Origin of the sequence: Nonomuraea indica (genome assembly GCF_002850745.1) — a bacterium.
GTDB lineage: Bacteria > Actinomycetota > Actinomycetes > Streptosporangiales > Streptosporangiaceae > Nonomuraea > Nonomuraea indica.
Genome location: NZ_KZ559469.1, coordinates 219,871 through 241,437, shown reverse-complemented (window position 1 = coordinate 241,437; position 21,567 = coordinate 219,871). Strand labels below are relative to the sequence as shown.

Annotated in this window: 21 protein-coding genes and 1 pseudogene; 10 read left to right on the top strand and 12 right to left on the bottom strand. The window is 72.5% G+C overall.

The window, feature by feature from the left end:
- Positions 1-17: 17 nt before the first annotated feature.
- Complete coding sequence (locus CXR44_RS12745) at positions 18-788, top strand: GbsR/MarR family transcriptional regulator (protein ID WP_101785940.1); 771 nt, start codon at positions 18-20, stop codon at positions 786-788.
- A 51-nt stretch (positions 789-839) separates the two neighbouring features.
- On the opposite strand, the gene CXR44_RS12740 is transcribed toward CXR44_RS12745, so the two are convergent.
- Genes CXR44_RS12740 through CXR44_RS12730 form a run of 3 tightly spaced genes read right to left on the bottom strand, consistent with a single transcriptional unit; the run spans position 840 to position 2,434 of the window.
- Positions 840-1,475, bottom strand: coding sequence for a maleylpyruvate isomerase N-terminal domain-containing protein (locus CXR44_RS12740; RefSeq protein ID WP_101785938.1), 636 nt, complete (start codon positions 1,473-1,475; stop codon positions 840-842).
- A gap of 21 nt (positions 1,476-1,496) precedes the next feature.
- The gene (locus CXR44_RS12735) at positions 1,497-1,811 is read right to left on the bottom strand and encodes a DMT family transporter (protein ID WP_101785936.1); all 315 of its coding nucleotides are present in this window, start codon (positions 1,809-1,811) and stop codon (positions 1,497-1,499) included.
- On the bottom strand, positions 1,808-2,434 hold the full coding sequence (locus CXR44_RS12730; RefSeq protein ID WP_101785934.1) for an FMN-dependent NADH-azoreductase: 627 nt from the start codon (positions 2,432-2,434) through the stop codon (positions 1,808-1,810). The genes CXR44_RS12735 and CXR44_RS12730 overlap by 4 nt, the downstream gene beginning before the upstream one ends.
- A 76-nt stretch (positions 2,435-2,510) precedes the next feature.
- On the opposite strand from CXR44_RS12730, the gene CXR44_RS12725 reads away from it, so the two are divergent.
- Positions 2,511-3,056 (top strand): TetR/AcrR family transcriptional regulator, encoded by a 546-nt coding sequence (locus CXR44_RS12725; protein WP_101785932.1) that lies wholly within the window; start codon positions 2,511-2,513, stop codon positions 3,054-3,056.
- Positions 3,057-3,250: 194 nt separating this feature from the next.
- On the opposite strand, the gene CXR44_RS12720 is transcribed toward CXR44_RS12725, so the two are convergent.
- Together CXR44_RS12720 and CXR44_RS12715 are read right to left on the bottom strand one after the other, a co-directional pair.
- Entirely contained in the window at positions 3,251-4,693 is a 1,443-nt protein-coding gene (locus tag CXR44_RS12720) for an MFS transporter (RefSeq protein WP_425437413.1), read from the bottom strand.
- A gap of 80 nt (positions 4,694-4,773) precedes the next feature.
- Entirely contained in the window at positions 4,774-5,256 is a 483-nt protein-coding gene (locus CXR44_RS12715) for a MarR family winged helix-turn-helix transcriptional regulator (protein WP_101785927.1), read from the bottom strand.
- Between the two features lie 136 nt (positions 5,257-5,392).
- Here CXR44_RS12715 and CXR44_RS12710 point away from each other — a divergent pair, with 136 nt between their 5' ends.
- The 5 genes from CXR44_RS12710 to CXR44_RS12695 all read left to right on the top strand — a co-directional run bounded on the left by CXR44_RS12710 (position 5,393) and on the right by CXR44_RS12695 (position 9,162).
- The gene (locus CXR44_RS12710; RefSeq protein WP_101785925.1) at positions 5,393-5,935 is read left to right on the top strand and encodes a hypothetical protein; all 543 of its coding nucleotides are present in this window, start codon (positions 5,393-5,395) and stop codon (positions 5,933-5,935) included.
- A 141-nt stretch (positions 5,936-6,076) separates the two neighbouring features.
- Positions 6,077-6,895 carry an alpha/beta fold hydrolase gene (locus tag CXR44_RS12705; RefSeq protein WP_101785923.1) on the top strand — a complete coding sequence of 273 codons (819 nt, stop codon included), beginning with the start codon at positions 6,077-6,079 and terminating at the stop codon, positions 6,893-6,895.
- A 53-nt stretch (positions 6,896-6,948) separates the two neighbouring features.
- A complete protein-coding gene (locus tag CXR44_RS12700) occupies positions 6,949-7,548 on the top strand; it encodes a TetR/AcrR family transcriptional regulator (RefSeq protein WP_180903363.1) in 600 nt (199 codons plus the stop codon).
- A gap of 148 nt (positions 7,549-7,696) precedes the next feature.
- Positions 7,697-7,828, top strand: a complete 132-nt coding sequence (locus tag CXR44_RS41665; RefSeq protein ID WP_281260267.1) for a hypothetical protein — start codon at positions 7,697-7,699, stop codon at positions 7,826-7,828.
- Between the two features lie 77 nt (positions 7,829-7,905).
- On the top strand, positions 7,906-9,162 hold the full coding sequence (locus CXR44_RS12695; protein ID WP_245899117.1) for a serine hydrolase domain-containing protein: 1,257 nt from the start codon (positions 7,906-7,908) through the stop codon (positions 9,160-9,162).
- A 66-nt stretch (positions 9,163-9,228) separates the two neighbouring features.
- Here the strand turns inward: CXR44_RS12695 and CXR44_RS12690 are convergent, their stop codons facing one another.
- A complete protein-coding gene (locus CXR44_RS12690; RefSeq protein WP_101785918.1) occupies positions 9,229-10,167 on the bottom strand; it encodes a ribose-phosphate diphosphokinase in 939 nt (312 codons plus the stop codon).
- Between the two features lie 96 nt (positions 10,168-10,263).
- Complete coding sequence (locus CXR44_RS12685; RefSeq protein ID WP_219601777.1) at positions 10,264-11,646, bottom strand: serine hydrolase; 1,383 nt, start codon at positions 11,644-11,646, stop codon at positions 10,264-10,266.
- A gap of 319 nt (positions 11,647-11,965) precedes the next feature.
- On the opposite strand from CXR44_RS12685, the gene CXR44_RS12680 reads away from it, so the two are divergent.
- Entirely contained in the window at positions 11,966-13,789 is a 1,824-nt protein-coding gene (locus CXR44_RS12680) for an alkyl/aryl-sulfatase (protein WP_245899116.1), read from the top strand.
- Between the two features lie 14 nt (positions 13,790-13,803).
- On the opposite strand, the gene CXR44_RS12675 is transcribed toward CXR44_RS12680, so the two are convergent.
- Both CXR44_RS12675 and CXR44_RS12670 read right to left on the bottom strand, forming a co-directional pair.
- Entirely contained in the window at positions 13,804-14,871 is a 1,068-nt protein-coding gene (locus tag CXR44_RS12675; protein ID WP_144069939.1) for a sensor histidine kinase, read from the bottom strand.
- Positions 14,872-15,007: 136 nt separating this feature from the next.
- Positions 15,008-16,408, bottom strand: coding sequence for a purine-cytosine permease family protein (locus CXR44_RS12670; RefSeq protein ID WP_101785911.1), 1,401 nt, complete (start codon positions 16,406-16,408; stop codon positions 15,008-15,010).
- 179 nt (positions 16,409-16,587) lie between these two features.
- Between CXR44_RS12670 and CXR44_RS12665 the strand changes: the two genes are divergently transcribed.
- Both CXR44_RS12665 and CXR44_RS12660 read left to right on the top strand, forming a co-directional pair.
- Positions 16,588-17,352 (top strand): ABC transporter ATP-binding protein, encoded by a 765-nt coding sequence (locus CXR44_RS12665; RefSeq protein WP_101785909.1) that lies wholly within the window; start codon positions 16,588-16,590, stop codon positions 17,350-17,352.
- The gene (locus CXR44_RS12660; protein ID WP_101785907.1) at positions 17,349-19,328 is read left to right on the top strand and encodes an FtsX-like permease family protein; all 1,980 of its coding nucleotides are present in this window, start codon (positions 17,349-17,351) and stop codon (positions 19,326-19,328) included. Before CXR44_RS12665 ends, CXR44_RS12660 begins: the two co-directional genes overlap by 4 nt.
- Before the next feature lie 54 nt (positions 19,329-19,382).
- On the opposite strand, the gene CXR44_RS12655 is transcribed toward CXR44_RS12660, so the two are convergent.
- The 3 genes and pseudogenes from CXR44_RS12655 to CXR44_RS40830 form a co-directional block, all read right to left on the bottom strand.
- Positions 19,383-20,039, bottom strand: a complete 657-nt coding sequence (locus CXR44_RS12655; protein WP_219601776.1) for a response regulator transcription factor — start codon at positions 20,037-20,039, stop codon at positions 19,383-19,385.
- The gene (locus CXR44_RS12650) at positions 20,027-21,301 is read right to left on the bottom strand and encodes a sensor histidine kinase (RefSeq protein WP_219601775.1); all 1,275 of its coding nucleotides are present in this window, start codon (positions 21,299-21,301) and stop codon (positions 20,027-20,029) included. Before CXR44_RS12650 ends, CXR44_RS12655 begins: the two co-directional genes overlap by 13 nt.
- Positions 21,302-21,378: 77 nt before the next feature.
- Positions 21,379-21,567: pseudogene (locus tag CXR44_RS40830) on the bottom strand (reductase); the annotation flags it as partial.

Here is a 21,567-nt window from a genome sequence, read left to right as displayed (position 1 = left end):
TACGGAAGGTGTGACCGATGCCCGGAGGCAGACTGACCCACGAGGACCGTCAGAAGATCGCCGAGGGGCTGGCCGCGGGACTCAGCTACACCGAGATCGCCGGCGGTCTGGGCAGGCCCATCTCCACCGTCACCCGGGAGGTGGCCCGCAACGGCGGCCCCGGCGGCTACCGCGCCGACCTGGCACAGCGGGCGACCCAAGGGCGCGCTCGCCGCCGCGGGCCGTCCCCGACCGCGTCGACCGCCACCGACGCGTACGGGCGTGACCCCGAGGCGGTGGACGAGCTGGCCGAACAGTTCACCACGATGCTGGTCGGCACGGGCCTGCCGCGGATGACGGCCCGGGTGCTGGCCTGCCTGTACCTCACCGACGGCGGCAGCCTGACCGCCGCCGAGCTCGTCCAGCGGCTCCAGGTCAGCCCCGCCTCCATCTCCAAGGCCGTCGGCGAACTCGAGCACCAGGAGCTCATCAGGCGCGAGCGGGACCCCCGCCGGCGGCGTGACCGGTACGTCATCGACGCCGACGCCTGGTTCCGCGGATGGATGGCCAGCGCCCGGCAGAACGCCATGCTGGCCGACTTCGCCCGTCAGGGCGCCCGGACCCTCGGCGCGACCACGCCCGCCGGCACCCGGCTGCGGGACATCGGGCAGTTCTTCGACCGAGTCGGCCAGGCCATGATCCAGGCAGCCGAGGAATGGCGCCGGGACCACGCCGCCAAGCGCACCCCGCACGGCCGGGACGACACAGCGATGCGCCAGAGGCCGCGCACCCCGGACGGCGGGCGCTGACCTCGTCGGAAGCGCGTGGCCGATCCGGCCCGGCCCTGTCCGGCCCGGCCCTCAGAAGGCGCTGATCGTGGCCGGCGCCCGCTCCGTCCTGCTCAGCGCGCGGATCACCGCCGTCGCGCCGTGGCGGTGCACGGCCAGGCGCGCCAGCAGCTCGACCACCGGGTCGATGACCGCGGAGGGCAGCTCCGGGGTGTCCACGCCCACGCTCGCGGCCAGGTCGTCGGAGTGCACGACCAGCTCCATCACGCGCGTGAGCAGGAAGTCGTCCAGCCGCAGCGACCAGCCCGACGAGGCGAGATGGACGACCCTGCCGGCGGGCTCGGCGGGCAGCGCGACACGCTGGCGTTCCAGCAGCTCGGCCGTCCCGGCCGCCAGCGCGGCGGCGCCGCCGGCCGCCGACGCCTCACCGGCGCGCCGGATGCCGACGTTGCTCTCGTGGTCGAGGCCCGCCTGCACCCACGGCGACATGGTGTAGTGGTCGAGCAGGCTCACCGGCTCCCGCGTCGCGTCCGACTCGAGCGCGTCGGCCACCCGGACGAGCTGGTGCGCCAGATGCCCGGCCAGGCCCGCGACGCTGAACTCGGTCAGCGCGCTCGGCTTGTCCCAGGCCGCGGCCACCGCGGGATCGTGCAGCAGCGTCACGGCCGACTCCGCCGCCGTCAGGTAAATCTGCCTGATGTCCGCCATGACCGTCCTTTCCGTCCTTTTTCAGGTCGTGACTCGGGCCAACACTATCCCTCCGACGATCAGGGCCAGCGCGGCCATCCGGCCGACGGAGACGGGGTCGTCGTGCAGCACGATCCCGAGCGCGATCGCCCCCACGGCGCCGATCCCGGTGAAGACGGCGTACGCCGTGCCGACCGGAAGCGTGTTCATCGCCTGGGACAGCAGCCACACGGCCGCGGCCATCAGGACGAGGCAGAGCAGGGTGGGCAGCGGCCGGGTGAAGTTCTGCGTCGGCTTGATGCTCTGTGCCCAGGCCACCTCGACCAGCCCCGCCAGCACGAGGACCAGCCAGTTCATCGCGACACCGCCTCCAGTGCGGCGGCCAGCGACTCCTCGTGCGCGCCGCGCAGGTGCGCCAGCGCCGGATCGAGGCGGGCGTTGACCAGTTCGGCGTGCACGAACGTCACGTCCTCGACCGCGAAGTGACCCTTGAAGAAGTCGCGCAGGTAGCGCTCCTCGTGGTCCACCGGCTCGCGCGGGGTGCCGGGGCCGTACGCGCCGCCGCGGGCGCCGGTCACCACGAACGAGCGGCCCGCGAGGGACATCTTCGGGAAGGTGATCTGGTCGATCCACGCCTTGAGCGACGAGGGGATGGAGAAGTTGTACATCGGCGTGCCGATGAGGATCACCTCGGCCGCGACCACCTCGTCGAGCAGTGGTTCGACGACGGCCCACGCGTCCTGCTGGGCGGGGGTGCGCACCGCCTCCTTGTAGCGCGTGATGTCGGTGATCTCGTGCTCCAGGACGTAGTCGCACAGCTCGGTCCACGCCTCGCCGATGTGCGGCACGGGAGCGGCGGCCAGATCCCGGTAGACGTACCCCGCGTCCGGGTGGGCGGACCGCCACCTCTCGGCGTAGCGCCGCGACAGCTCGCGGGAGAACGAGGCGCGGCGCGCGCTGGCGTCCAGGTGCAGCAACATGATCGCTCCGATCTATAAGCGGACACTGTGTCCATTTAAGCATAACCGGACGATGTGTCCACATAGACTGTGCGGCATGGAGAGAGCAGACGCCGCGCGCAACCGCGCCAGGATCCTGGAGGCCGCCGCCGCCCTGTTCGCCGCCAGGCCGCCGCACGAAGTGACGATGGAGGAGATCGCCAAGGCCGCCGGGGTGGGCCGGGGCACGCTCTACCGCCGCTACCCCGACCGGGCGTCGATTGCCGTGGCCCTGCTGGACGAGCATGAGCGGGCCCTGCAGGAGGAACTCCTGCGCGGCGAGCCGCCGCTCGGGCCCGGCGCGCCGCCGGCCGAACGTCTCGCGGCCTTCTACGCCGCCATGGTGCGGCTCCTGGAGGACCACGCCCACCTCGTGCTCGGCAGCGAGGTCGGCCGGTCGCGGTTCGAGACCGGCGCGTACGGGTTCTGGCGGGCGCACGTCCGCTCGCTGCTCGTCGCCGCCCGCACCCCCGCGCCGGACGCGCTCGTCGACGCCCTGCTCGCCCCGCTCGCCCCCGAGGTGTACGGCTACCAGCGCTCCGACCTCGGCCTCACCCCCGCCCAGATCACCGAGGCGCTCACCCGGCTCACCCGCTGCCTGTGAGCGACCCCCTGACCGGCCCCGCGTACGGGTTCGCACCGATGTGCGGGGCTGCTCCGGTGCGCGGGCCTGCTCCGCGTGCGGGCCGCTCCGCGTGCGGGCCGCCTCGCTGGGCGGGGCCGCTTCGTGTGCCGGGCCGTCCCGCATGGGGAAGCGCCCGGCGTGCCGTGGCGCGCCGGGCGTGAGCGGGTGGGGTGTCAGGCGGCGGGGGAGGCCTCCAGCGCCTCCTCCTGGGCGGGACGGTCGGCGGCCGGGACGGGCCGGCGAAGGACGACGAGCGCCACGGCGAACGCCGCGAGCAGCAGCCCGGCGGAGATGGCGAACGCCAGCCGGTACCCGCCGGTGAGCGCGGCCGCCTGACCCGCTCCGGCGGCCAGGAGCTCCCCGGTGCGTGAGGCGGCCATCGTGGACAGCACCGCCACGCCGATGGCCATGCCGACCTGCTGGGTGGTGTTGAACAGCCCGGAGGCCAGCCCCGCGTCGCTCTCCCGCGCACCGGACATGCCGAGCGTGGCCAGCGCCGGGAGCACCAGCCCGCCGCCCGAGATCAGCACCATCGCCGGGAGCAGGTGGATGACGTAGTCGGCGTTCACCGGGATCTGTGTGAGCAGGACCATCGCCCCGAAGAGCATCGGCAGGCCGGCCAGCAGGACGGCGCGGGCGCCGAAGCGGGCGCTGAGCCGCGCGGAGACGAACAGGGAGATCGAGCCGATGCCCACCGCGGCCGGGAGCATCGCCAGACCGGTCTCCAGGGCGCCGTAGCCGATGACCCGCTGCATGTGGAGGGCGACGAGGATCTGGAAGGCGAACATGCCCGACAGCGTCAGCATCTGCGCGAGGTTGGCGCCGACCACGTTGCGGGAGCGCAGGATCCGCAGCGGCATGAGCGGCGCCTTCGCCGCCGCCTGCCGCAGGACGAACGCGGCGAGCAGGGCCATCGACACCGCGCCGAGCCCCAGGGTGTGGACGGCCAGCCAGCCGTGCTCCTCCACCTTGACCACGGTGTAGATGCCCAGCATGAGTCCGGCGGTCACCAGCACGGCGCCGATGACGTCCGCACCGGCCGCCAGGCCGATCCCGCGGTCGGCGGGCAGCACCCGCAGTGCCAGCGCGACGGTGACGATCCCGATCGGCGCGTTGATGAAGAAGATCCACGGCCAGCTCAGGGCGTCGGTGAGCACTCCGCCCAGGACCTGGCCGATCGACGCGCCCGCCGCGCCGGTGAAGCTGAAGATCGCGATTGCTCTGCCCCGCTCGGCGGGTTCGGTGAACAGCGTCACCAGGATGCCCAGCACCACGGCCGAGGCGAGCGCGCTCCCGACGCCCTGCAGGAACCGGGCGGCGACCAGCAGGCCGGGACCGGTCGCCGCACCCGCCAGCAGGGAGGCGAGCGTGAAGATCACATTTCCGGCCAGGAACATCGTCCGGCGCCCGATCAGGTCGCCCAGCCTTCCCGCAAGGAGGAGCAGGCCACCGAAGGGGATCAGGTAGGCGTTGACGATCCAGCTCAGTTCGGCGGGCGAGAAGCCCAGGTCCTTCTGGATGGCGGGCATCGCCACCGTCACGATGCTGCCGTCCAGGATCGTCATCAGCCCCGTCGCGGACAGCACGCCCAGCGCGGTCCAGCGTGAGCTTCGCACGTTCGACATCGTCTCTCCCGTCTCAAGTCGACAAGAGAGACCGTAGCAGATGGTTTTGTAATAGACGATCCTCTTCGGATCTATTTTCCCCGTGCCCGGCGTGCCTGCTGGGTCGTCTCGGCAGGGGTGGCGAGGTGTCCGGTCGCCAGGCGGTTCAGGGCGCGGACCAGCACCTCGCGCTCGTCGTCGGGCAGCGCGCCGAGGCTCGCCCGGTGCACCCCGTCCACGATCTCCTGGCTGCGCTGGGCGACGGCCGCGCCGGCCTCGGTGACCGCGATGATCCGCGCGCGCCGGTCCGTGCTCGACGGGCGGCGCTCGGCGTACCCGGCCTTCTCCAGTGCGTCGACGGTCACGACCATCGTGGTCTTGTCCATGTCGCCCAGCTCGGCGAGCTGGATCTGCGTGCGTTCCTCCTCCAGGGCGTGGACCAGCACGCAGTGCATGCGCGGGGTCAGGCCGATCTCGGCGAGCGCGGCCGTCATCTGGGTGCGCAGCACGTGGCTGGTGTGGTCGAGCAGGAAGGACAGATCCGTCTCGGTGCGCGTGGGAGCCATCGCTGTCATGCCGTCCAGACTACCCAAGCAGTCCCGCTGCGGATTATCTGCGAGCGGACGATTGCTCGGGGTCTCCCCCGGGTGGGGGAGAGCGTTCACTCACTCAGGTGATGTTCCGGGGGCGGGGTCCCGAGAAGGTGGAGGTGTGATCAGCAAGCTCCTGCACCAGGCCCCCGCCACCAGTGACACCGAACGGCCCGTCCCACGCTGGGCGCTGCGTGCCGCCTACGCGGTTCCGCTGCTGGTGCTGCCCTCCTGCCTTTGGCGGCTTCCGTTCGCCGCGAACTTCCCGATGGGTCAGATCCACGCCACGGACATGCCGGAGCTGTGGATCAGAGTCCCGTACATCCTCGGGCTGAGTGTGCTGTCCGAGGTGGCGGCCTTGCTGAGCATCGGTCTGGTGCGCCGGTGGGGGGAGATCGTCCCGGGCCGGATCCCTTTCCTCGGAGGCCGACGCGTCCCGCCGATGGCCGCGATCGTCCCCGCGGTGGCCGGGGGCGCGATCCTGTCGGTGTTGCCGGTGCAGACGGTGCTCCAATGGGCCGGCGCCGTCGACCCGGTCGCCTACGAGAACGTCTGGTGGGAGATCCTGGCCACCGTGTGCGTCAGTCCGCTGAACCTGTGGGGCCCGATGGTGCTCGCCCTGACCTGGGCGTACTACATGCGCCGCTGCCGTCCTGAGCGCTGATCGCTGATCGGCCGTGGGCGGCCGGCTGCCGCCCCGCCCGGCCGGAGGCTTACCTCGGACGTAATCGACACGCCTACCCACCGGGCGTGAAGATCTTTCGTGTCGCGTCACCCGCCCCCACCATGAAACGGAGTCACGGAGATGTTCTTCACCACCCCCGACGGCACCCGCCTGGCGTACGAGGACTACGGTCAGGGGCAGCCCATGGTGTTCGTCGCCAGCTCGATGCTCTGCTCCGACATGTGGGAGTACCAGATCCCGTTCTTCGTGGAGCGGGGCCACCGCTGCATCGCCCTGGACCGGCGCGGGCACGGCCGCTCTGATCGCCCGTCGAACGGCTATGACCTGGACACCGGAGCCGACGACCTGGCGGCGTTGATCGAGCACCTCGACCTGCGTGAGGTCACCTTGGTCGGCCACTCCATGGGCGGCGCCGAGGTGGCCCGTTACCTGGCTCGGCACGGTGACGCCCGCATCGCGCGGGTCGTGCTGGCCTCCGCCATGCTGCCCTTCCTCCGGCAGACCGACGACAATCCTGAGGGAGTCCCCGGCGCGCTGCTGGACGCGTCGCTGGCCGAGCTCGACGCCGACCGGCCCAAGTGGCTGGCCCGGCAGGCGCAGGCGTTCTTCGCCACCCACCTCGGCAACGACGTCTCCCCGGCGCAGATCGACTTCACCCTTCGCCAGTGCCTGGCCACCTCACCGTGGGCGGTGCGCCAGTGCCAGCGCAACGTCGTCGACTTCGACCACCGGGCCACGCTGCCCGAGATCAGGGTGCCCACGATGATCGTCCACGGCGACGCCGACTTCTCCGCACCCGTCGACGTCACCGCCCGCCGCACCGCCAAGCTGATCCCCGGTGCCGTCTACCACGAGTACCCCGCCGCCGGGCACGGCCTGTTCGTCAGCCACCGCGACCGGTTCAACAACGATCTGCTCGCCTTCCTGTCCGCCCGGTGACGGGGTCGGCGCGGGCCGGCTGTTCGTGAACACGGCGTATGGTGCTGAATGCAGTGTTCCGAACCCTGGAGGCGTCGATGCCGGCAGCCGGCACGGACCGCAGGGTGCGGCGGACCCGAGAACTCCTTCGCCGTGCCCTGGTGGAGCTGATCCTGGAGAGGGGCTACGAGCGGATCACCGTGCAGCACATCATCGACCGCGCGGACGTCGGCCGCTCCACCTTCTACGCGCACTACACCGACAAGGACGACCTCCTGCTCGGCAACCTGGAGGAGCTGGCGGCGGCGTTCGAGGAGCACCTGGAGCGCCACTTCGCCAGCCGTGCCGAGCCCAATCCGGTGCTGGCCGCCTTCGAGCACGCCGACCGGCAGCGCGACCTGTACAGGGCGCTGGCCGGCAAGCGGGGGGCGGAGGTGATGCGGGCCGGCCTGCGCCGCAGGCTCAAGGAGGTCATGGCGCGGCGGGTGCCGGAGTTCCTGCCGCACCGGGACGGCGCGGTGCCCGTGGAGGTCACCGCGGAGTTCCTGCTGACCTCGCTGCTCGGCCTGCTGATGTGGTGGCTGGACAACGACCTCCCGTACACGGCCGAGGAGATGGCCGACATGTACATGCGGCTCGTCGTGCCCGGCGTGCAGGACGCCTACGGGATCTGAACCGTCCCGCCGATCCGTTCACCACCGGTGCCGTGTCCGGACTGCTCCCGGCGCGGTAGTGCGCGCGGTCGTCGGTCCCGATGGGGTAGCGGCAGATGACTCCGCGGGTGGGATGCCGTCGAACCCCGGCCTGACGACGATTGCGGTCATGGGAGCGAGCCACGCCGTACACGGTGTCGCCGCCTTCCTCGCGGGGACCGGCGTCTCCCGCGCGCTGCGGGCGCCGCACGCCGGCGTGTCGGTCGGACCGCACCCGTCGTCGCGCCTTCCCGGCCGGTGAGCCGGGGGTTCCGGGAACACGGGGTGCCCGTCGCGGTCATCGATCATGAGAGGACGAGTGTTGTGAGGATCCGACTGGTGACGTTCGCGAGCGTGGCCGTGCTGATCGGCGCGGGCATGCCGGCGGCAGGTGCCGTGCCCGCGGAGACGAGGGCCGTGCCGGCGAGCGGCACGGCCCGGTCGACCGGGCTCGACCGGGAGGGACTGGCGGCCGCCCTGGACGGCGTCCACCGCGCGGGGACGCCGGGTGTGTACGCGGAGGTACGCGACGCCGGCCAGGTCTGGCGGGGCGCTTCCGGCGTCGCCGATCTCGCGACCGGCCGACCGGTGCGGCCGGACATGCGGCAGCGCGTGGGCAGCATCACCAAGACCTTCACCGCCGCCGCGATCCTGCAGCAGGTCGAGAAGGGCCGGATCCGGCTCGACGCGCCGATCGGCCGCTACCTGCCGGACCTGGTTCCCGGTGAGCGCGGTAGGCGCATCACGGTGCGGATGCTGCTGAACCACACCAGCGGCATCGCCGAATACCTCCCTCATGCGTTCCCGTCCCTGGCGAAGTACCCTTCGCTGCCGGACATGTCGCCCGAGAGCCTGGACGACAACCGGTTCAGGCGGTTCCGGCCGGCCGAGCTGATCAAGATGGGGGTCAGGGCCCCCGCCGTCGGCACGCCCGGAGGGAGTCCGGGGGTGTACTCCAACACGAACTACCTGCTTCTCGGCCTTCTCCTGGAGAAGGTGACCGGCACCACGGCCGAGAAGTACATCACCGAGAACGTCATCAAGCGTGCCGGCCTCCGGCACACCGAGTTTCCGGCCCGGCCGCGTATCGAGGGACCGCACTCGCGGATGTACGAGGCGTTCTTCGGTCTGATCGACCCGCCGCGCGACTACAGCGTCTATGACATGTCCTGGGTGGGGGTCAGCGCCTCTCTGGTGTCGACCATGGAGGATCTCAACCGTTTCTACGCCGAGCTGCTGGCCGGCAGGATCGTCAAGCGGTCGTCGCTGGCGCAGATGCAGCGCATGGTCAAGGTCATCTCCCAGACCGGGGAGACGATCGACTACGGGCTCGGCCTGAAGGCCAGGGTCACAGGCTGCGGCACCTTCTGGGGCCTCGAAGGCACGGTCTGGGGGGCCGCGACGGCGTCATGGACCCGTGCGGACGGCAAGCGGCAGATGTCCGTCGCGATGAACCTCGTGAGGTGGAACAAGCTGGACGCCTCGGGCAGGCCGCAGCCCCACCCCATCGACGGCGCGCTCTCGGCCCTCTACCGGCAGGCGCTGTGCGGTGACGGGGACGCCCCCACGGGCGACGCCTCCGGCCAAGAGGACTGAGACCGGGGCGCTGACGGCCGCCGGCGGGCTCACCGGGACGCCCGCCGCGCGGGCCGGGCAAGGTCGTCAGGGCGTGGTGAACAGGGCGCTCACCGACTCGCCGTCGTGGATCCGGCGCATGGCCTCGGCCAGGGCCGGAGCGATGGACAGGACGGTGAGCTTGTCGCTCGGCCTGGGCGGCGGCACCGTGTTGGTGCAGACGATCTCCACCACCTCGGGCAGCGCGCTCAGCCGTTCGATCGCGTCGCTCGCGAACAGGCCATGCGTGCAGGCGACCCGCACCGACTTGACGCCGCGCTCGCGCAGCCGGTCGAGCAGCTCGATGACGGTGCTGCCCTTGGCGATCTCGTCGTCCAGGATGATCACGTCCTTGCCGGCGACGTCGCCGATCACCGAGCTGATCACCACGCGGTCGTCGCTGAAGCGCTGCTTGGCGCCCATCGCGACCTCGGTGCCGAGCAGCCGGGCGAAGGCCGCGGCCTCCTTGGCGTTGCCCAGGTCGGGGGAGACGACGACGGCGTTCGACAGGTCGTACCGGCGGAAGTGGCCGGCCAGCTCGCGCAGGGCGTGCAGGTGGTCGACGGGCACGCTGAAGAAGCCGTGCACCTGCGGCGAGTGCAGCGTCATCGCCAGCACCCTGCTCGCGCCCGCCGCCACCATCAGGTCGGCGACCAGCCGCGCGCCGATCGAGATGCGCGGCGCGTCCTTCTTGTCCGAACGGGCGTAGGCGTAGTGCGGGAGGACGACGGTCGTGCGAGCGGCGGACGCGCCACGCGCGGCGTCGAGCATGAGCAGCAGCTCGACGAGGTGTTCCTGGACCGGCGGGACCAGGGGCTGGATGAGGAAGACGTCGCGTTCGCGGCAGTTGGCCTGCAGCTGGACTTCGAGGACGTCGTTGGCGAAACGATTGATCTGGACGGGATGGAGCGGCGTCCCGAGGTGGGCGCAGATCTCCTCGGCAAGCTGAGGGTGGGCGCTTCCGCTGAAAACCGTGATGTCACGCACGTTTCCCAGAGGATAGCTCCACAGGCCCGGGCAGGGGTGCGGCAGGGCGGGCACTCCGGCCGCGTCGGCCGCTCGGCTCGGCCCGGGCTGCGAAGGTCAGGAGGAGCGTCGCTTCTCGTACTCGTCGATGACCTTGCCGAGCTTGGCCAGCCGCTCGGTGAACCACACGTTCTCCGTGCCTGCCGGCGGCCGGTCGGCGTCGACGTACTGGTAGCCGAGGTTGGAGAACATGGCGACGATGTAGGTGCGACCGCCCTTGCCGGGCAGGGCCTTCACGATGCCGGCGTCGGCGCCGGAGTTGTTCACCCAGCCGTTCTTGTGGGCGTACGTCACCTCGGCCTTCTGGTTGCACGGTCGCACGTCGCGGCCGTAGGAGATGCCGTGGCCGGGGATCGTCACGGTGCCGTCGGCGCCGATCCACCGCGAGGGCGTGAGCTGCGGGATGCCGGGGGCGGGGTAGCCGGCGCCGCACCAGTTGGTGGTGGACAGGGTGACGTTCATGCCCTGCTCGGCCAGCCTGCTCCTGAAGAACGTCCGGGAGGCGTCGCTCAGGACGCCGGCGGTGACGCTGGTCCCGCCCGGAGTCTTCCACAGGGTGCCCACCCCGCCGTTGACCAGCATCAGCAGCTTCGCCGTGTCGAGCGAGCTCATGGTGACGGGGTTGCCCCACCGCGCGCCGTTGGCGGGGTTGGTGTTCTTGAGCTGCAGCGTCTCCAGACCGAGATCCTGGAAGGTCTGGTTGAGGCCGTCGACCGCGCCCTTGTCGTGCAGCAGCTTGACCATGGCGCAGGTGCCGGCGTTGGACGACCAGGTGAGCGAGGCGTCGAGGTAGTTGCGGACCGTGTCGCTGCCGGCCGGGCCGCACAGCGAGCTGACCGTGACCGGCTGGTAGGCGTAGGTGTCGTCGAGCGAGATCCGGCCCGCGTCCACCAGTCGCAGCACGCCGAAGGCCACCATCAGCTTCAGCACCGACGCGGGGTAGGGGCTCATGAAGTCGATGGGGGCGTTCTCGCGGCCCGGCACGATGTCGATGCTGCCCTGGCCGCGGTTGGCGTACCAGCCGGCGTCGTCCCACTGCCTCCAGCGGACGTCCGTGGTGTGCAGGTTGTCGTCCACCGGTACGGCCTTGCCGTCCGGGTACTGCGGGCTCATCAGCACGGTGCCGGAGGAGACGGGGCGGCCGAGCCTGTTCAGCTCGATGACGGTCAGGTCGATCTGGGGCTGCTGCGTGATCGGCGCCGCCGCCGCCGCTGCCGCGCGCAGCTCCGCCTTCGGCGGAAGCTGCTTCGCCTCCTTGTCGGCGCCGTCCTGCCGCAGCGCGTTCAGCTCGGCCGTGCTCGTCGGCGGGTTGGTGTCCAGGACCTGCTCGAACTGCTGGCTGTCGAGTGCCTGTCGCAGGAACTTCGCGAGCGTGCTCACGGAGCCGTCGTCCACCTCCGCGTGCGCCTGGGCCGGCGCCACGAGGCCACCCAGCAGCACGGCCGCGGCGGTGAGCCCGGAGAGAGCACGCCTCCCCCGATTTGTCGATCTTGTAAAAATCACTGGATCATCCTAGTCAGGATGATCATCGATGTACCCGCATATGGAAACTATCTCGGGATAAGGGCGCTTTACGGTGTCTGCCGCTCGGCGGCTCGGCGTCACGTGCCCGGCGTGAAGCATCGGAGGGACCTCCACGAGGCCGGCCGCCCGTCCGAGGCCATCACGCCCGGCGGCGTGGGCCAGGTCGCAGGGGTGTTTGTGTGACTTGCCGGATAAAGAGGCTTTGCTTTGACCGTGGCCGTACCGTCGGCCGGGCATGCAGGTGAGCATGGCCGACCTTCCGCTCCACGATCAGCCGAACGATCACGACGACTTCGCGGACGCCGACCGAGGCTTCGTCGCCCGGCTCACGCCGGGCGTGGTCACCGCCGCCGACGGCAGGGTCGTCTGGGATTCCGACCCCTACGCGTTCCTGGAGGAGGAGTGCCCCGGCACCGCGCATCCCGGGCTGTGGCGGCAGGGACGGCTGTGCGCCAGGCAGGGGTTGTACGAGGTGACCGGCGGCGTCTATCAGGTACGCGGGCTCGACCTGTCGAACATGACCCTCGTCGAGGGCGACACCGGCGTCGTCGTGGTGGACCCGCTCCTGTCCGTCGAGTGCGCCGAGGCGGCGCTCGGCCTGTACCGCCGGCACCGCGGCGACCGGCCCGTCACCGGAGTGATCTACACCCACGCCCACGTGGACCACTTCGGCGGCGTGCGCGGCGTCACCGGCGGCGGCGTGCCGATCCTCGCCCCGGCCGGGTTCATGGAGCACGCGGTCACCGAGCACGTCTACGCCGGGCCCGCGATCACCCGCCGGGCCGTCTACATGTACGGCCAGGCCCTCGACCGCTCGCCGTACGGCCAGATCGGGGCCGGCCTCGGCATGGCCACCTCGACCGGCACCGTGTCGCTCCTCCCGCCCACGCTCTGCGTCGGCCGCACCGGCCAGGAGGAGGTCGTGGACGGGGTGCGGATCGTCTTCCAGCTCACCCCCGGCACCGAGGCGCCGGCCGAGACGAACTTCCTCCTGCCCGACCACCGCGCCCTCTGCCTCGCCGAGAACGCCACCCACAACCAGCACACCCTGCTGCCGCTGCGCGGCTCCGCCGTCCGCGACGCCCGCGCGTGGGCGCGCCACCTGACCGAGACGATCTCCCTGTTCGGCGGGCGCGCCGACGTCGCCTTCGCCTCGCACCACTGGCCCACCTGGGGCGCGGAGGCCCTCACGCGTTTCCTGACGCAGCAGCGCGACCTGTACGCCTACCTGCACGACCAGACGGTGCGGCTGATGAACAAGGGCCTGACCGGCCCCGAGATCGCCGAGACCCTGCGGCTGCCGCCCCCGCTGGAGCGCGCCTGTCACGCCCGCGGCTTCCACGGCTCGCTCAGCCACGACGTCAAGGCCGTCTACCAGCGCTACCTGGGCTGGTTCGACGGCAACCCGGCCCACCTGTGGGAGCATCCGCCGCGCGAGAGCGCCATCCGTTACGTGGAGTGCCTGGGCGGCGGGGCCGCCGTGGTCGTCCTGGCCAAGGGCTACATCGGCGACGGCGACCTGCGCTTCGCCGCGCAACTGCTCAACCATGCCGTCTTCGCCGACGAGGGCAACAAGGAGGCGCGCGACCTGCTCGCCGACGTCTACACCCGGCTCGGGTACGGCGCCGAGAACGGCACCTGGCGCAACTTCTATCTGACGGGCGCTCGGGAGCTGACCGACGGCATCGCGCCGGCCGTCACCGCGAGTGCCGGCCCCGACCTGGCGCAGGCGCTCGGCGTGGACCAGATCTTCGACTCGATCGCCATCCGCGTGCACGGGCCCAGAGCGTGGAACGAGCGCCTGTCCATCGACTGGCACCTCACCGACCTGGGGGAGCGCCACCGGACGACGCTGTCCAACGGCGCGTTCGTGCACCAGGCCGACCCGCCCGACGAGCCGGTGGATCTCACGCTGAGGCTGACGAAGGCCCAGCTCGTCGGCCTGCTGGCGGGCAGGGGCGTGGAGGGGGTCGAACGCGAGGGGAGCATCGGGGCGCTGCAACGGCTGGTGGCCGTGCTGGACGACCCGAGGCCGGACTTCCCCATCGTCACCCCCTGACCAGGACGGGACGGTCAGCGGGGCAGGCCGGCCACCACGGCGGTGCCGCCGCCCGGCACGGACCGCACGGTCAGCGTGCCGCCCAGCGCCTCCACCCGCGCGCGCAGGTCGCGCAGATCGCGCCCGGTGGTCGTGTACGGGTCGAAGCCGCGGCCGTCGTCGGACACGCCGAGCATGATCAGGCCGTCGAGGTAGGTCAGCGTCACCCCGGCGTTCCGGGCCCCGGAGTGCCTGCCGACGTTGCCCAGCGCGCCCCGCGCGACCCGCAACAGCACCGCGTCGTGGGCGGGCGACAGCTCGACGGGCGTGCCGGAGACCCCGAACCGGACCGGGATGCGGGTGCGGCCCGCCGTCGCCTCGCTGAGCCTGCGCACCGCCCCCACCAGCGACGACCTGCGCACCGCCGGCTGCCCGGGGGCCGCCTCCGGCTCGCCGGCCTCCCCCGCCCACCACCCGGCGGCCCCATGCCCAGCCCTCGGGCCGCCGCCGTGACCGGCCCCATGGTCCGGCTCGCGGACGGCTCCATGACGGGCCCCGCCGCCGGGCAGGGCTCGGGTGCCGCTGCCGGTGCCGGGATCGGCGTGATGGCGGCCCCCTGGCGCTCGCAGGGCGTACGTGACGGGGGAAGCCTCCGGCCGCCGGAGGGCGAGCAGCGCCGCGACCGCCATGGCGACGAGCGGCCCGAGCACCGCGAGCGCCGAGACGCCGCCCACCTGCCGGCTCACCGACAGGACGGACGTGCAGCCCAGCAGCGTCACGCCGAACATCGCCGCCCACAGCGGCGCCAGCCGCGTCCACGCGAACACGAGCGGCACCGCGGGCAGGACGTACCAGGCGGAGGCCATCGCCAGCAGCCCCCAGCCGAGCGTCACGACGGCCAGTGCCACCCGCGCGGGCCCGCTCTCGGCCTCGAATGGCACCACCCCGGCGGCGTAGAGGACGCCCAGCAGCAGCCCGCCCAGGCCGGCCAGGACGCGGCCCTCGCCCGCGACGCCGGCCACGGCGAGGACGAGCAGCAGCCCGAACGCGCCGTGGACCATCCACGGCGCCGTCCGTCCCCTCACCGCCGACCATGCGTTCATACGCTTACCAAGCGTAGTATCCGCAGGTCTTCCGGTCAGGGCAGCCTGGCGACGGTGCCGCTGAGGTCAGCCGGTAGAGGTCAGCCGGCTGACGTCAGCAGGTAGAGGTCAGCCGGCTGACGTCAGCAGGTTGAGGTCAGCGGCGACGGCCGGCCGCGGTGAGGACGAAGTACAGCGCTCCGGCGAGCACGAGCGCCACCACCACGCCGATGTTGGCCGACCCGAACGTGCCCGCCCGCATCTCCTCGCTCATCAGGAAACCGACGACCCGGGCGATGTTCGGGTCGGCCGAGGAGATGAGCCCGATGCCCACCACCGCGCCCCCGACGAGCGCGACCAGCCCCGGCCAGTGGAACGCGCGCCCGCCCGGCCGCAGCAGCGCCTCGTCGTAGCCGCGCCCGTGGGCCCTGCACCGCCACATGTCCACCAGGAACACCGCCACCCAGGCCGCCATCACCACGCCGATGATCGCCAGGAACGCCTGGAACGTGGCGAGGAAACTGGTCGAGACGAACAGCAGGTAGTAGCCGCCGAGCACCATGAGCACGCCGTCGATGAGCACCGCGTAGTGGCGCCTGACCGGGACGCCCAGCGCCAGCATCGACAGGCCCGAGGAGTAGATGTCCATGATCGCCCCGGCCAGGAACCCGCCGATCGCCGTCAGCAGGTAGGGCAGCAGGAACCAGGTCGGCAGCGCGCCGGCCAGCGCGCCGACGGGGTCGGCCCCCGCCGCCTCGGCCAGCCGGGCGTCGCCGCCGGCCAGCAGCACCCCGAACACCAGCAGCACCATCGGCGGCAGCGCCCCGCCCAGCGTCGTCCACAGCGCCACGGACGAGGGCCGGGTCGAGGCGGGCAGGTAGCGGGAGTAGTCGGCGCCGCAGTTGACCCAGCCGAGGCCCAGCAGCGTCATGGCGAAGATGACGCCGCCGGCCCAGTCGCCCGGCCCGCCCGTCGTCTCCAGCGCGGCGCCGAGGCGAGGAGCCATCAGGATCATGTAGACGACGGTCAGCACGACGAAGGCGTAGGTCAGGTACCGCTGCACCGCCATGATCATCGCGTGGCCGTACACGCCGACCGCGATGGTGACGAGCGCGGCGACGGCGAAGCAGACGGCCGTGGCCGTCGTCGGGGGGACACCCGGCGCGACGCGGCCCAGGATCGCCGCGCCGCCCTGCGCCGCCAGCGTGACGAGGACGGTCTCCCAGCCCACGTTCGAGACGTAGGAGAACACGGCGGGCAGCTTGTTGCCCTGGTAGCCGAACGGCGCCCGGCCGAGCGTCATCGTCGGCACGCCGGAGCGCGTCCCGGCGATCGCCACCAGCCCCACCAGCGCGAACGAGAGGACGTAGCCCAGCGCCCCGGTGAGGATCGCGGGAACGACGCCGAGCCCCAGCCCCACGATGTAGATGCCGAAGGCCACGCCGAACAGCGAGAGGTTGGAGCCGGCCCACGGCCAGAACAGGTCGGCCGCCCTGCCGCGTCGCTCCTCGGGTGGAACGGCGTTGATGCCGTTCTGTTCGACGGCCAACGTGTCCATGATCGGACGTTACACCGCACCGGGCGCCGAGCGGGAGGCGGCCCTGTCACGACCGCGATGCCGCCGATCCGGGGACGGCGCGTACCTCCAGGTCGGCGCCGTTGGTAGTGCGAACACCACCTCCAGGTCTCCCGTCGCCGCCAGGGTGCCCCGGGACCGTCCGCGCTTGACTGGGCGGCATGAGACCAACAGCGTCCCCTTCCGGGCGCACCGCCGCCTCGGACGCCGTCCGCCTGGTCGGGCTGACCCGCACATACGGCATCGCGCCTCGCGAGGTGGCGGCGCTGCGCGAGGTCAGCACCACGTTCCCGGCCTGCTCGTTCAGCGCCATCATGGGACCGTCGGGCTCCGGCAAGTCCACGCTGCTGCACTGCGCGGCGGGGCTGGACCAGCCGACCGGCGGCCAGGTGCTCGTCGGCGGCGTGGATCTGAGCACGCTGAGCGAGCGGGAGCGCACCGAGCTGCGCCGCGACCGCCTGGGGTTCGTCTTCCAGTCGTTCAACCTCATCGCTTCGCTCACCGCCGCGCAGAACGTGGCGCTGCCGATCCGGCTGTCGGGGAGGCGCCCGCCCCAGGAGTGGACGCGCGAGGTGCTCACGCTGGTCGGACTGGGCGAGCGCATGCACCGTCGTCCCGCCGAGCTGTCGGGCGGCCAGCAGCAGCGCGTGGCCATCGCGCGGGCCCTCGCCGTCCAGCCTGAGGTGATCTTCGCGGACGAGCCGACCGGCGCACTCGACAGCCGCTCGGGCCGGGATGTGCTGGCGCTGCTGCGGCGGCTCGTGGACGAGCGCGGCCACACCGTGGTGATGGTGACGCACGACCCGTTCGCCGCCTCACACGCCGATCGGGTGCTCTTCCTGTCCGACGGCGTGCTGGTGGACGAGCTGTGTTCCCCCGACTCGCGCTCGGTCGCCGCGCGCCTGGCCGAACTGGAGACCGCGTGAATGCCACGTCCACCGCCGCGGCCATCCGTGAACTGCCCGTCGAGCGGGGCGTCCGTCTGCGCACCCTGTTCACGGTCGCCTGGCTGACGCTCCGCAGCCGGACGTCCGGTTTCGCCGGCGCGGTGGTGGCGCTGACTCTCGGCGTCGCCTTCGCCGGCGCCGCCACCTCGATGCTCGCCTCGGGCGCCGCACTGCCCCCGCACACCCCGGCGTCCGTACGGGAAGCGGTCGCGGAGTCCGGCGCGCTGCTCGTCATGCTGGCCGTGATCGGTGTGTTCGTCACCGTCTTCGTGGTATCCGGGACGTTCGCGTTCATCGTCGCGCAGCGCCGCAAGGAGCTGGCCGTCCTGCGCACCGTCGGCGCCGCCCCCCACCAGGTCAGAGGCATGGTGATGGCCGAGGCGGCACTCGCCGCGCTGGTCGCCTCCACGCTGGGCGTGCTGCTGGCGCCGGTGTTCACGTCGGCGGTGGCCCGGTTGCTGCGGTGGCAGGGGCTCCTGCCTGAGGGGTTCGCGCCGTCCGTGTCCGGAGGGGCGCTGGCGGGGTGCTTCGTGTCGGGTGTGGCCGTCGGCCTGGTCGCCACGATCACCGCGGCGCGCAGGGCCGGGTCGGTACGCCCGGTGGAGGCGATGCGCGCGGCGTCGCTGGCCGACCAGCCGATCGGCAAGGGGCGCCGGCTGGGCGGCCTGGCGGCGCTGGCCTGCGGCGCGGGCATGCCGGCTCTGGTTCCGATCGCGCCGCCGGACGGCCGGGCGCCGCTGACGATGTTCGTGTCGATGCCGCTGGTGCTCGGCTTCGCGCTGCTGTCACCGGCGTTGACGGCCTGGGTCGGCGCGCTGGTGACCATGCCGCTGGCGCGCTGGACGTCCGCGACGGGCGAGCTGGCGCGGGAGAACGTGCGGATGGCGCCCCGGCGCACGGCGGCCACGGCCGGTCCCGTGCTCATCACCGTGGGGCTGGCCGGGTCGCTGCTCGGCGGCACGACGTTGCTGGGCGAGGCGATGGCCGCGGACTCGCGCCAGGTGTGGCGGTCGCACCTGGTGGTGTCCGGGCCGGGGGCGGCCGAGGCGGCCGGTTCGCTGCGCGACCTGCCCGGGGTGGCCGCCGCGGCGCCTGTCGCGTCGGGCGACGTGGAGGTGTTCGCCAACCGGACGGTCCGGACGGTGAGCGCGATGGGAGTCGATCCGGACGGCGTGTCGCGGGTGATGAACCTGGCGCGGGTCGAGGGCGACCTGGGTGCGTTACGGTCCGGCGCGGTCGCGGCCGACCGGGGCCAGGCCGAGACGTTCGGGTGGCGGCTGGGGGAGAGGGTGGAGCTGAAGCTGCCCGACGGCACGCGGGCCCGTCCCTCGTTGGTGGCGGTGTTCGACGGCTCCCCTCTGGGCGGCGGGGTGCTGGTGTCCCGCGACCTGCTCGCCGGAGGCGCACGCTGGACCGCCGTCCACGTGACCCTGGAATCCGGGCAGCCGGTGACCCGGGCTCGGGTCGACGCCGTCCGGACCGGCATCGGCGAGCGCCATCCCGCGCTCCGGACGGACCGCACAGAGGAGATCATGGCGGTCATGTCCGGCGCGCGGCAGGAGGGCATGCGCATCGGCGCGATCGCGCTGGCCGGGTTCGCCGTGGCCTACACGCTCGTCGCCGTGGCCAACACCTCGGCACTGTCCTTCGGGGCCCGCAGCGACGAGTTCGCCAGGCTGCTCCTCCTCGGCGCGCGCAGGGCCCAGGTCCTGCGCATGGCGCTGTGGGAGGCGCTGTGCGTCGCCGCCGCCGGTGTTCTGCTCGGCGTGGCGGTGACCGGCGTCGCGGTGCTGGGGCTGCGCTCGGTGCTCGGCGGGCTCGGCCTCGAAGCGCCCACGGCCTTCCCGTGGACCGAGGTCGGGACGGTGGCCGGGGCGTGCGTGCTGGTGGTGCTGGTGTCGGCGCTGGTGCCGACCGGGCTGATGCTGCGCCGCGCCACGTCGACGCCGGCCTGACACCTGCGCGCCGTCGGTTCAGCTGCCGCCGTCGGTTCAGCCGTCGCTGTCGCGTCAGCCGTCGCCGTCGCGCAGGTAGCGGAGCACCGCCGCGACCCGGCGGTGCTCCTCGTCGCTGGGTTCGAGCAGCAGCTTGGCGAAGATGTTGCCCACGTGCTTGAGCACCGCCGCCTCGCTGACCACGAGCACCCGGGCGATGGCGCCGTTGGACTTGCCCTCGGCCATCAACGCCAGCACGTCGCGCTCGCGCGGGGTGAGGCGGTCGAGCCCCTCTCGGTCGCGGCGGTCCTCCAGCAGCCTGACCACCACTTCCGGGTCGATGGCGGTGCCGCCCGCGGCCACCCTGCCGACCGTGACGAGGAAGTCCTCGATCTCGCCGACGCGGTTCTTCAACAGGTAGCCGACGCCCCGCCCCGAGCCGGACCCCAGGAGTTCCAGCGCGTAGGACCGTTCGACGTACTGGGACAGCACCAGCACCGCCACCTCCGGATGCGTGGTCCTGATGCGCAGCGCCGCCCGCAGCCCCTCGTCGCGGAAGCCGGGAGGCATCCGCACGTCCACCACGGCGATGTCGGGAGGCCGCGCGTCCACCGCCGCCAGCAGCTCGGTGGCGTCGCCGACCGACGCGACCACCCGGTGCCCGAACCGCTCCAGGATGTGCCGCAGCCCTTCCCGCAGCAGCACCGAGTCGTCCGCGATCACGACGTCCACGTAACCTCCACGCGCAGGGTCGTTCCCCTGCCTTCCGGACTTGACAGACTCACGGTGCCGCCGACCGCGGCCACCCGGTCGGCCAGCCCGGTCAGGCCGGTGCCGCCCCGGATGTCGGCCCCGCCCACGCCGTCGTCACGGACCCGCAGGACGATGCGGCCGGGTGCGCCGCGCAGCAGCAGCTCCGCGCCGCCGGCGCCGCTGTGCTTGGCCAGGTTGGTCAGCGCCTCGCACCCGGCGAAGTAGACGGCCGACTCCACCGATGCCGGCGGCCGGTCGTCCATGCCCTTCACACGTACGGTCACCGGCACCGGGCACCGCCTGGCCGCCTCGGTGAGCGCCCCGGCCAGCCCGCGGTCGGTGAGGATGGCCGGGTGAATGCCGCGGACCAGTGCCTGCAGCTCCGCCAGCGTGTGGCGGGCCTCGTCGTAGGCGCTGTCGACAAGCTTCCTGACCTCCGCCGGCTGCGCCGACAGCTCCATCCGGACCAGCCCCAACGTCATGATCAGCCCGGTGAGCCGCTGCTGGGTGCCGTCGTGCAGGTCGCGTTCGAGCCGTCGCCGCTCGTCGTCGAACGCGTCGGCGAGCCTGGCCCGCGACCGGTCGGCCTCGATCAGCCGCAGCTCCAGCTCTTCGCCCGCCGGCTTCGTCAACAGCGTCCGGGCCAGCGCCCCCTCGGCCGCGGCCACCGCCGTCACCAGGTAGGCGGTGACGACTCCCAGCAGGAGCCCGACGGCGGCCGCACCCCACGAGAGCGCTGGATCGGAGATCACTCTCTGCCAGGAGGGGTTCACCGACGCCGCACCGGGCAACCGGCCCCACACGGGCGCCGCCAACGGCCCACCGACCACCAGGGCGAGCACCACCACGAACACCGCGTTGAGCGGCCCCAGCAGGCACAGCAGCAGGCCGTGCCCGGCCTCCCGCCAGGTGGCGGCCTCCGCCAGAAGCACCCGGGTGCCGGCCGGGGAGCGGCCGTGTGGCGAGACGGCGGGGCGGTGGTCCACCAGCCGCAGCCGGAGTCGTTCGGCCCGGCCCAGCGCCACCACCCACCGGGGCAGCAGCTTCAGCACCGGCACGCCGACCAGGATCGGCGCCGTCAACCCTCCGGCTGCCAGCAGAACCAGCGCCGCCGGCAGCCAGACGACCGCGACCAGTGACCCGCTCAGCAGATAGGCGGCCGAACGCCAGGGCACGAACGACAGCGGGATCCTCAGAGGCGTCCTGACCAGGCTCTCCCACGGCCCGCCCTCGATCCCCACGGCCTCATCTTAGTGATCGGCAAAAGCCTGGTGAGAGCACCGCGGGAGGCGGGGCGGACCGCACGGCGTAGGAAGCGTCAGCCGGCGAGGGAGAGGAGCCGGGCCTCCGTCTCCGGGTCCAGGCCCACCGCCGGCCGGTCGGAGCGGGTGGGGGCGCGGCCGCCGATGCCGCGCAGCCAGGCCCACGTGTCAGCCACCGTCTCCTCGACCGGGCGGCACCGCAGGCCCGCCGCGACCGCCTTGGACACGTCGCCGCCGTGCATCGT

Bases quoted from the DNA above. Each gene is read 5' to 3' on its own strand.
- CXR44_RS12745 (WP_101785940.1), top strand. From the start codon at position 18: ATGCCCGGAGGCAGACTGACCCACGAGGACCGTCAGAAGATCGCCGAG.
- CXR44_RS12740 (WP_101785938.1), bottom strand. From the start codon at position 1,475: ATGGCGGACATCAGGCAGATTTACCTGACGGCGGCGGAGTCGGCCGTG.
- CXR44_RS12735 (WP_101785936.1), bottom strand. From the start codon at position 1,811: ATGAACTGGCTGGTCCTCGTGCTGGCGGGGCTGGTCGAGGTGGCCTGG.
- CXR44_RS12730 (WP_101785934.1), bottom strand. From the start codon at position 2,434: ATGTTGCTGCACCTGGACGCCAGCGCGCGCCGCGCCTCGTTCTCCCGC.
- CXR44_RS12725 (WP_101785932.1), top strand. From the start codon at position 2,511: ATGGAGAGAGCAGACGCCGCGCGCAACCGCGCCAGGATCCTGGAGGCC.
- CXR44_RS12715 (WP_101785927.1), bottom strand. From the start codon at position 5,256: ATGACAGCGATGGCTCCCACGCGCACCGAGACGGATCTGTCCTTCCTG.
- CXR44_RS12705 (WP_101785923.1), top strand. From the start codon at position 6,077: ATGTTCTTCACCACCCCCGACGGCACCCGCCTGGCGTACGAGGACTAC.
- CXR44_RS41665 (WP_281260267.1), top strand. From the start codon at position 7,697: ATGGGAGCGAGCCACGCCGTACACGGTGTCGCCGCCTTCCTCGCGGGG.
- CXR44_RS12680 (WP_245899116.1), top strand. From the start codon at position 11,966: ATGCAGGTGAGCATGGCCGACCTTCCGCTCCACGATCAGCCGAACGAT.
- CXR44_RS12675 (WP_144069939.1), bottom strand. From the start codon at position 14,871: ATGAACGCATGGTCGGCGGTGAGGGGACGGACGGCGCCGTGGATGGTC.
- CXR44_RS12670 (WP_101785911.1), bottom strand. From the start codon at position 16,408: ATGGACACGTTGGCCGTCGAACAGAACGGCATCAACGCCGTTCCACCC.
- CXR44_RS12665 (WP_101785909.1), top strand. From the start codon at position 16,588: ATGAGACCAACAGCGTCCCCTTCCGGGCGCACCGCCGCCTCGGACGCC.